This is a genomic window from Acetatifactor sp. (assembly GCF_982438285.1).
The window spans coordinates 1-9941 of the sequence record NZ_CEWDFQ010000093.1; the positions used below are offsets into that span (position 1 = coordinate 1).

Consider the following 9941-nt stretch of genomic DNA (forward strand, 5'->3'; position numbering starts at 1 on the left):
GTGGTCTTGATCGCCGCCGGAATCTTCTCCGTTGCATACGAAATGCTCACCAGCAAAGAAAATGCGTTTTATGCAGTGATGCTGAACGCCTCGGAATTGGAAACAGCAGCTGATTTTAACCAGGGTTTTTACGAATATGCGGGGCTTGATCTGGAAGAGTACGACGCTTATTTTGACACCTCCATCCGCATTACCACCGATTCGGATATCATAGACGATGTGACCATGACCTCCACCCAAAAGCTTGCTGTGTATCTTGCAGCGGCAGAGCTTGACGTAATGGTGACGGACAGCGGTTCCATCAGGCAATATGCCAACAGCAGCGTGTTTTATGATCTGCGGGAGATTCTCTCCGAAGAACAGATTGCAGCCTATGAGCCTTATTTCTATTATGTGGATATGGCTATCGTGCGCGAAATTGAAGCGGCCCAGAACAATCTGGACGATACCTATGAGCCGGATTACCCCGATCCTGCAAAGCCTGAAGAAATGGAGGAGCCTGTTCCCGTGGCCATCTATGTGGATAATGCGGCGCTGCTGGAAAGCTATTATTTCCGCGGCGAGGGTGTGGTAGTCAGCGTATACGCCAACACCACTCATCTCGACACGGCGGTTCGTTTTATTGATTATCTGTTTGAAGAATAATTTTTTGTCTCAGGGTTTCAGCAGCTCCCGCAGAAGCTGGTTTACGGCTGCGGGGTCTGCCTTGCCCTTCATGGCCTTCATGGTCTGCCCCATCAAGAAGCCCAGAGCCTTTTCTTTCCCGCTTCTATAATCCTCCACAGACTTGGTATTCTGTGCAATGACCTCCTCCACGGTTTTCCTTAAGGCATTCTCATCGTTAACCATCTTTAAGCCCTTTTCCTCCACATACTGCTTCGGGTCCACATCTGATGCAAACATCGCTTCAAAGACGTCCTTGGCCACAGAGGAATTGATCACCTTGTTTTCCGTCAGTTCAATAAGTGCTGCCAGATGCCTGGGCGAAAAAGTGATGTCCTCCGGCTCCATTTCCTTCTCCTTTAAAAGCCGCAGCGTCTCCCCCAGCAGCCAGTTGGAAATCTTCTTCGGCTGCGCCCCAAGGGCCGCCGTCTCCTCAAAGATATCCGCCATAGCCTTAGAATTGGTAAGCATCCGGATATCATAGTCAGGAAGGGAAAATTCCTCCTTGTAGCGAAGGCGCTTTTTTGCCGGAAGCTCCGGCTGCTTTGCCCGAATCTGCGCAAGCCACTCTTCGCTGATGTGAAGGGGCGTAAGGTCCGGGTCCGGGAAATAGCGGTAATCCTGTGCATCCTCCTTGGAGCGCATGGGATAGGACTCTCCTTTTTCATCATCCCAGCGTCTGGTCTCCTGCACCACCTGCTCTCCCGCCTCCAAAAGGTCAATCTGCCGCTCCCTCTCCCCGTCGATGGCACGGGCAATGGCGCTGAAGGAATTTAAGTTTTTCATCTCCGTGCGGGTGCCGAAAGCTTCACTTCCCGCCTCTCTCACGGAAAGATTCACATCCGCTCTCATAGACCCCTCCTGCAGCTTACAGTCGGAGGCTCCCAGATATTGAATGATCAGGCGAAGCTCCTCCAGATAGGCGATCACCTCCTGTGCGCTTTGCATATCCGGTTCAGATACAATTTCAATCAACGGGACGCCGGAACGGTTGTAGTCCACTAGAGAGCAGTCCTCCCACTCGTCATGAATCAGCTTTCCCGCATCCTCCTCCATGTGAATTTCATGTATCCTGATCTTTTTTGTGACGGTCTTTTCCTTTTCCGGAACCGAAATCTCTATCCATCCGTCTCTGCAGATAGGCAGATAGAGCTGGGATATCTGATAATTCTGAGGATTGTCCGGATAAAAATAATTTTTTCTGTCAAACCGGCAGTCCCTTGTAATCTGGCAGTTTGCTGCCATCCCCACTGCCGCAGCATATTCCACCACCTGTCTGTTTAACACCGGCAAAGCTCCCGGCATTCCCGTGCACACAGGGCAGGTATGGGTGTTGGGAGCGCCGCCGAAGGCCGTAGAACAGGCGCAGAAAATCTTTGTTTTTGTTGCCAGCTCCACATGCACCTCAAGGCCGATCACTGTTTCATATTGCTTTGCCATATCAGTTTCCCTCCTGTTTTGCTGTTTGTTCATAGGTATAAGCCGCCCGGATAAGGGTCTTTTCCTGAAAGCAGTCCCCGATCAGCTGCAGGCCAATGGGAAGCCCCTTGTCATCTCTGCCGCAGGGAACGCTGATGCCGGGCAGTCCGGCCAGATTCACTGCAATGGTGTAGATATCCCCCAGATACATTTTGATGGGATCGGCCAGGCTCTCCCCCAGCTTGGGAGCTGTGGTGGGCGCTGTGGGCCCCAGAATCAGATCATATTTGGCAAAAGCCGCATCAAAGGCTTTTTTGATCAGGGCCTTTACCCGCAGCGCTTTCAGATAATAAGCGTCATAGTAGCCGGAGCTTAACACAAAGGAGCCCAGAAGAATTCTACGCTTCACCTCCGGGCCAAAGCCCTCCGATCTGGTCTTTTTATACATGGCATGGAGCTCCTCGGCATCCGCCCGGTAGCCATACTTTACGCCGTCAAACCGCTCCAGGTTGGAGCTTGCCTCCGCCGCGGCTATGGTATAGTAAGCGGGAATGGCATATTCCACAAGGCTTAGGTCAAACTCCTCCAAAAGGGCGCCCTTTGCTTCAAGCACCCTGGCCGCCTTTAACACGGCCGCCTTCACCTGAGGATCCAGCCCTTCCCCAAAATAGTCCCGGGGAATACCGATACGCATTCCCTGCACATCCTCCAAAAGAGCTGCGCTAAAATCTGTGTCCCCTCTCTCCATGGAGGTGGAATCCTTTGGGTCATGGGAGGAGATGGTCTCCAGCACAGCGGCACAGTCCGTCACATCCTTCGTCAAGGGTCCGATCTGGTCCAGGGAGGAGCCGTAAGCAATGAGGCCATACCGGGAAACTGTTCCGTAGGTAGGCTTCATGCCCACCACACCGCAGTAGGAGGCTGGCTGCCTGATGGAGCCTCCGGTATCAGACCCCAGAGCCGCAAAGCACTCTCCTGCCGCCACTGCTGCTGCGGAGCCTCCCGAGGAGCCGCCCGGCACATGGGCGGGATTGCTGGGATTTCTGGTGACCCCAAAATAGGAGGTCTCCGTGGTGCTTCCCATGGCAAATTCATCCATATTTGTCTTTCCTATAATGACAGCCCCCGCCTGCTTCAGCTTAAGTATAGCCTCCGCGTCAAATACCGGCACAAAATTCTGCAATATCTTAGAAGAACAGGTAGTGGGAATCCCCTCCGTACAGATATTGTCCTTTATGGCAAAGGGCACGCCCGCTAAAGGCCCCGTAAGCTCTCCGGCCTCTATTTTTTTCTGTACCGCAGCCGCCCTCTCAAAGGCCTTTTCCTTTTCCAGCGTGACATAGCAGTGATACAGCTCCTCCGATTCCTCTATCTGGGCAAAAACCGCCTCCAGCGCCTGCACTGCAGTGAGCCTGCCCTCCTTTATGGCCTTTCCCAGGCTCGTGGCCGTATATGTCAAACTATCCATAGAGTCCTCCTTCATTTAATCAAAGGTTCTTGGCACCGCAAACATATTGTCCTTCTGCTCCGGCGCGTTCTTTAACAGCTTTTCACTCTCATCCCCATTTACCACCACATCCTCCCGAAATACATTCCTCACGGGAAACAGGTGGCACAAGGGCTCCACCTGGCTGGTGTCCAGCTCGTTCAGCTGGTCAATATAATCCAGCATCCTTCCCATATCTTTCTTTGCCTGTTCTTTTTCTTCGCCGGACAGCTCCAGCTTCGCCAAAGCTGCCGCATACTCTATGGTTTTATCGCTGATCTCATTTGCCATATCCGCTATCCTCCCATTATCAGTCTCTGATTCTGATATGTGTCTCTCTAAGCTGCTGCTCCGTCACCTCCGAAGGCGCCTGGCACATAAGGTCCTGGGCATTTCCATTCATAGGGAAGGCAATTACCTCCCTGATGTTCTCCTCTCCCCGAAGCAGCATCAGCATTCTGTCCACTCCGGGAGCCATGCCTGCATGGGGAGGCGCTCCAAACTGAAATGCCTGATACAGCGCGCCAAATTTGCTCTTTAAGGTCTCCTCATCATATCCCGCTATGGCAAAGGCTTTTTTCATGATCTCAATGTCATGGTTTCTCACCGCCCCGGAGGACAGCTCCACTCCATTGCACACAATGTCATACTGATAGGCTAAAACCTCCAGCGGATCCTCCTTTTCCAGGGCCTCCAATCCTCCCTGAGGCATGGAAAAGGGATTGTGGGTAAAGCCAATCTTTCTTGTCTCAGGGTCCTTCTCAAACATGGGGAAGTCGTTTACATAGCAGAAACGGTATGCGTCCTTTTCGCAAAGCTCCAGCTTTTCCCCCAGCTCATTCCGAATCCTGCCCGCATAATAGTTTGCCCTTGCCTCCTTATCCGCAATAAAGAAAATCGTATCTCCCGCTTTTAAGTCCGCAAGCGCGCGAAGCTCTCCTTTCAGCTCCTCGGGGATAAACTTATCGATGGGCCCTTTGTAGGACAAATCCTCTTCCACCTCCAGATAGCCCAGGCCTCCCATTCCAAGAGAGGTGGCAAAGGAAAGCAGCTTTTCGTGAAAGCCCTTGGACATATCCGCATGGACCTTGATCCCCCGCACGGTTCTTCCCAAAAAGGGCTTAAAGGTGCATTTCTGGAAAAACTCCGTCAAATCCATGATCCGCAGAGGATTTCTAAGGTCCGGCTTGTCAGTTCCAAACTCCAGCATGGCCTGTTTATAGCTGATCACCGGGAAAGGAGCCTTCGTGATCCTGCTTCCCTGGGGCGCAAATTTTTCAAAGGTTTCCGAAAGCACCTCTTCTCCCACCCGGAACACATCCTCCTGGGTGGCGAAGCTCATCTCAAAGTCAAGCTGGTAAAATTCTCCGGGGGAGCGGTCTGCTCTGGCATCCTCATCCCGAAAGCAGGGTGCGATCTGAAAATATTTGTCAAAGCCCGCCGTCATCAAAAGCTGCTTATACTGCTGGGGAGCCTGGGGAAGCGCATAAAATTTTCCCTTAAATTTCCTGGAGGGCACAATATAGTCCCTGGCTCCCTCGGGGGAGGACGCGCAGAGTATGGGGGTCTGTATCTCAAGGAATCCCAGCCGCGTCATCTTTTCCCGCAAAAAGCTGATCACCCTGGAACGGAACATAATATTTTCCTTTACTTTAGCATTTCTCAAATCCAGATAGCGGTACTTCAGACGCACATCCTCTCTGATCTCTCTGGAGGTCATGATCTCAAAGGGAAGCTGCTTATAGACCTTTCCCAAAACCTGTATCCGGGCCGCCTCCAGCTCGATGGTGCCCGTAGGGAGCTTGGGGTTATAGGTCTCCGCGTCTCTTTTTTCCACCTTTCCTGCAATGGACAGGCACATTTCCTTTGTGATTCCCTTAAGCAGCTGGGGCTGCCGGATCACCACCTGGAGCACGCCGTACATATCCCTCAGATCAATAAAAGATACACCGCCGTGATCCCGGATGTTTTCCACCCATCCCGCCATCTGAAGCTCCTGCCCGATGTGCTGTTCTCCGATTTCTCCTATAGTCAGATCTCTGTACATAAGTTCCCTCCTGATTTTAGTTTCTAAAAAAGCTGCAGATGCTTTTTTTGTGCCAGATATTCCGGGATAAAAAAATCCCGGAATACAAAAACGTATTCCGGGACGGATAATCTCTTACCCGCGGTACCACCCGCATTGACAAACCGCATCCTCTAACAAGAATGTTGCCCGGTCTGCCCTCTCTTACACTTAACGCGTGTTACGTGCTGCCCTAGCAGACATCCGCCGCTTTTGTCCCAGCGTCTTTGTCCATTCAGGCAGCCTGCTCCAGAGTGTTCCCTTCACCGGTTCCCACAAACGGCGCTCTCAGTCGGTGACGCCGTATTCCTGTTGCTTTTCCCAGCAAGAGTCTCCTTCAAGGCATTTTTCTGATTTGTGTGAAATGGTATCACACTCTCTGCTATTTTGCAAGATAGAATTTCCGAAATAGAGAAAAATATTCTCAAGCTTTTTCTTCCGGAAAAACAAAAAGACAGAATACTCCCTTGGTCACTCGCCATTGAGTATTCTGTCGTTTTATTTAGCATATGACGGAAACGAGGAAATGTCAAGCACTTTTTTCCTCTCATCCTTCTTCGTTAGTCGCAGGCAGCCCGGAACTGACTCCAGATTTCCGCGTGGAGATCCTCCGCCTCCTGAGAAATATTCTGCACAATCTCTCCTTCCGCCGCATCCTCAGGAAGTACAATAAATTCCTTCATCTCATCAGAAATGTATTCCTCGGCCGCTTTGTTGGTGCAATAATAGCCAATGTATTCAAAGCAGGCCGCCGCATTTTCCGGACGGTTAATATAATCGATAAAGGCGTACGCCGCATCGGGATTCGGTGCGTCCGAAGGGATGAAGCCTGCCATAATCCCAAAGCCCAAGCCCTCCTGGGGATATACCACCTCAAGGTCTTCTCTGGCATTTAACGCCGCATAAACCTGAGAGGTATATAAAAAGGCCGCCGCCACCTCTCCGCTTACAATAAAATCCTGGGTATTGCTGTCGTTGATCACACGGATATTAGGCGCAAGAGCAAGGAGCTTCTCTCCTGCCTGGCGGATCACATCCAGATCCTCCGTGTTGAAGGATTCTCCCATGGTCTTTAAGGCAATGCCGTTGATCACGCGGTAATTGGCGATGATAGCCACATTGTCCTCCAGGGAGGGATCCCACAAATCCTCATAGCTTGTAATTTCCACATTTGTCAGGGACGGATCGTACACAATCAAAGGAATGCCAGCCCCGTAGGGAACCGTATATTCATTTTCGGGGTCATAAAACTGGGACATAAACACAGGATTCAGATTGTCATAATTTTCAAGCCTTGTGGTGTCCAGCTTCTGCGCCAGTCCTTCCGCAATCACAAGCTCCAGAATATAGTCGTCCGCAATCACAAAATCATAATCGCCGCCCTGAGTTTCCTCAAGCTTTGCCAGCATATCCTCATCGTAATCAAAGTTGGAATAGTTGATGCGCACTCCCGTTTCTTCCTCAAAGCCTCTGAGGATTTCCTGGGGGAACATGCCGTCCCAGGTATAGAGGTTCATCTCCCCGCCGATGTAGTTTACCGCCGCGTTCTGTCTGGATTCCTCCGCCAGCGTATCCGTGCCGCCATCGGATGCGTTGTTTCCTCCTGCACAGCCTGCAAGAGACATGATAAGGGTTGTCAATGTCACCAAAAGTGCGATTTTCTTTTTCATAATTGTCCTCTCTTCCTTACTTCTTTCTTTTCCCTCTGCCCACAAGAGCCGCTCCCGCAAGCAAAAGAATGGTAACGCCCAGCATGAGAGTTGCCAAAGCGTTGATTTCAGGCGTCACGCCCGTTTTCAGTTTTGTATATATTTTTACAGGAAGGGTGTTCACTGTAGGGCCTGTCAGAAAAATGCTGATCACCACATCGTCGAAGGACATGGCAAAGGACAGCATTACCCCGGACCAGATAGCCGGGGCGATCAAGGGCAGCGTCACGTCAAAAAACACGCGCCAGCCAGAGGCCCCCAGGTCAAGGGCCGCCTCCTCCAGAGATTTGTCCATTCCCACCAGCCTGGCCTTTACCGTGGAATACACATACGGGATACAGAAGGTAGTATGCGCAATCACCAGAGTGACCATACCAAAGGGCAGCCCCATCAGGGAAAAAACAGACAAAAACACCATCCCTAAAATAATCTCCGGTATCATGATGGGGAGCATGGAAAAGTATGCCACCGCATCGTTTAACCGGCTCTTTTTCCGATACATTCCAAGAGCCCCCATGGTTCCGATCACCACAGCCCCCAGACAGCTTAAGGCCGCCAGAATCAGACTGTTTCGCAGCGCCTCCCAGATATCCCGGTCCTGAAAAAGCTCCACATACCATTTCAGGGAAAAGCCCTCCCATATGGAAGAAATTTTCGAGGCATTAAAGGAATAAACCACTGTGAGCAAAATGGGAATGTAGGTGATAACCGTAATGACTCCCACATAGATAAAAGGCCATTTTTTTGTTTTCACAAAAGTCCCTCCAATTGTTCCGCTCCCGTAAGCCTGCGGTACAGCCGTATCATCAGGGAGGTTAAAATCATAAGCACCGCCGCCAAAGCCGCCGCAAAGGGCAGATTTCTCCCCTTAGTAGCCTGTTCCTGAATCATGCTGCCCACCAAAACGATCTTGTTTCCTCCCAGGATATCCGCAATAAAGAAAAGTCCCATGGACGGAATAAAGGACAGCACCACTCCGGACAAAAGTCCCGGCAGCGTCAGCTTAAAGCTCACCGTCCAAAAGGCCCGAAAAGAGGAGGCCCCCAAGTCTCTGGCTGCCTCCACCAAAGTAAAGTCCAGCTTTTCCGCACTGGAGTAAACCGACAGAATCATAAAGGGAAGCAGTGCATAAATCATACCCACCACCACCGCCGGATAGGTGTAAAGCAGCTTTAAGGGCTCATCTGTAATATGCAGCCCCATCAGCACCTTATCCAAAACGCCGTTGCTGCGAAATACAATAATCCAGCCATACAGACGGATCAGGGCGCTGGTCCAGAAGGGTATCATGAGAAGCAGCATCATTCTCTTTTTCCAGACCGCGTTCATTCTCGCCATAAAGTAGCCATAAGGGTACCCGATCAATACAATCAGTCCCGTGGACAAAAATGCCAGCTTTAAGGATTCTACAAAAGTGTTTAAGTAAAGCGGCTCCAAAATTCGCTTATAATTATCCAGAGTGAAGTTAAAATCCACTCCCCAGACTTCGGCACGGCTCAAAAAGCTTAACAAGAACATGTACAAAATTGGCAGCGCCACAAAAAGTATGGTAAAAAGATAAATAGGAGCCAGCAAAAGCCAGTTGCCTTTTTTCTTCATGTGATCCTCCCTTACTGTCCGTCATCGATCACCGGCACGGCATGCTCTGGCAGCCAGCCGATCTTTATCCTGCTGCCCACCTGAATGTCCGCATCGATGCCAAAACGGCTGGCAGTAATTTTCTGGCCGTCCGAAAGGGTGAATAAAATCCTCAGGTGTCCTCCCGCAAAGGATTTTTCCGACACCACAGCCTCATGGACACAGGGGCCTTCCCCCTCCAGAAGCACATTTTCCGTCCGGATGGCAAAGGTTTCTGCTCCCTTCCGGAAAATATTGGCATTTCCCACAAAATCCGCCACATAGCTTGTGCGGGGGCGGTAATAAATCTCGTTGGGAGTCCCCACCTGCTCCAGCACGCCCTGGTTCATCACGGCAATCCGGTCGGACATGTTGATGGCTTCCTCCTGATCGTGGGTGATGTAGATGAAGGTAAGCCCAAGCTTTTTCTGAAGCCGCTTCAGCTCCAGCTGCATCTGCCTGCGCAGCTTTAAGTCCAGGGCTCCCAGGGGCTCGTCTAAGAGAAGCACCCGGGGCTCGTTGATCACCGCTCTGGCGATGGCGATACGCTGCCTCTGGCCGCCGGAAAGCTGATCCGGCATACGCTTTCCATATTCCTCCAGCTGCACCAGCTTTAACATTTCCTTTACCCGCCTGGCAATTTCCGCCTTGGGCACTTTTTTGATTTTCAGACCGTAGCCCACATTATCCTCCACGTTCATGTGAGGAAACAGGGCATAATTTTGAAACACCGTATTTACATTTCGCTTATTGGGCTCAAGGCTGGTGATATCCTGTCCCTCCAGGATGACCCTTCCCTGATCCGGCGCTTCCAGCCCTGCAATGATGCGCAGCGTGGTGGTCTTTCCACATCCCGAGGAGCCTAGAAGCGTGATAAACTCTGCCCTGTGGATGTCAAGATTCACCCCGTTAAGAACTCCGGTGCCATCAAATTTCTTGTGTAAATTCTGTAATTGTAAGATAATGTCGTTCATATTTCCTC

9 protein-coding genes are annotated in these 9941 nt (G+C 51.0%); 1 reads left to right on the forward strand and 8 read right to left on the reverse strand.

Annotation, left to right across the window (positions count from 1 at the left end):
- Positions 1-645: hypothetical protein (locus AC1WIP_RS06400; RefSeq protein WP_481141062.1), on the forward strand; the 645-nt coding region annotated here is incomplete at its 5' end.
- Positions 646-654: 9 nt separating this feature from the next.
- Here AC1WIP_RS06400 and gatB read toward each other — a convergent pair.
- The 8 genes from gatB to AC1WIP_RS06440 form a co-directional block, all read right to left on the reverse strand.
- Entirely contained in the window at positions 655-2103 is a 1449-nt protein-coding gene (gene gatB / locus AC1WIP_RS06405; protein ID WP_481141063.1) for an Asp-tRNA(Asn)/Glu-tRNA(Gln) amidotransferase subunit GatB, read from the reverse strand.
- Position 2104: 1 nt separating this feature from the next.
- Positions 2105-3550, reverse strand: coding sequence for an Asp-tRNA(Asn)/Glu-tRNA(Gln) amidotransferase subunit GatA (gene gatA, locus AC1WIP_RS06410; RefSeq protein WP_481141064.1), 1446 nt, complete (start codon positions 3548-3550; stop codon positions 2105-2107).
- A gap of 15 nt (positions 3551-3565) precedes the next feature.
- The gene (gene gatC / locus AC1WIP_RS06415; RefSeq protein ID WP_318704412.1) at positions 3566-3859 is read right to left on the reverse strand and encodes an Asp-tRNA(Asn)/Glu-tRNA(Gln) amidotransferase subunit GatC; all 294 of its coding nucleotides are present in this window, start codon (positions 3857-3859) and stop codon (positions 3566-3568) included.
- Between the two features lie 19 nt (positions 3860-3878).
- Positions 3879-5615, reverse strand: a complete 1737-nt coding sequence (aspS, locus tag AC1WIP_RS06420) for an aspartate--tRNA ligase (RefSeq protein ID WP_481141065.1) — start codon at positions 5613-5615, stop codon at positions 3879-3881.
- Between the two features lie 578 nt (positions 5616-6193).
- Positions 6194-7303 carry a polyamine ABC transporter substrate-binding protein gene (locus AC1WIP_RS06425; protein WP_481141066.1) on the reverse strand — a complete coding sequence of 370 codons (1110 nt, stop codon included), beginning with the start codon at positions 7301-7303 and terminating at the stop codon, positions 6194-6196.
- 16 nt (positions 7304-7319) lie between these two features.
- The gene (locus tag AC1WIP_RS06430; RefSeq protein ID WP_481141067.1) at positions 7320-8096 is read right to left on the reverse strand and encodes an ABC transporter permease; all 777 of its coding nucleotides are present in this window, start codon (positions 8094-8096) and stop codon (positions 7320-7322) included.
- Positions 8093-8941, reverse strand: a complete 849-nt coding sequence (locus tag AC1WIP_RS06435) for an ABC transporter permease (RefSeq protein ID WP_481141069.1) — start codon at positions 8939-8941, stop codon at positions 8093-8095. Before AC1WIP_RS06435 ends, AC1WIP_RS06430 begins: the two co-directional genes overlap by 4 nt.
- Positions 8942-8952: 11 nt before the next feature.
- Positions 8953-9933 (reverse strand): ABC transporter ATP-binding protein, encoded by a 981-nt coding sequence (locus tag AC1WIP_RS06440; protein ID WP_481141071.1) that lies wholly within the window; start codon positions 9931-9933, stop codon positions 8953-8955.
- Between the last annotated feature and the right edge of the window lie 8 nt (positions 9934-9941).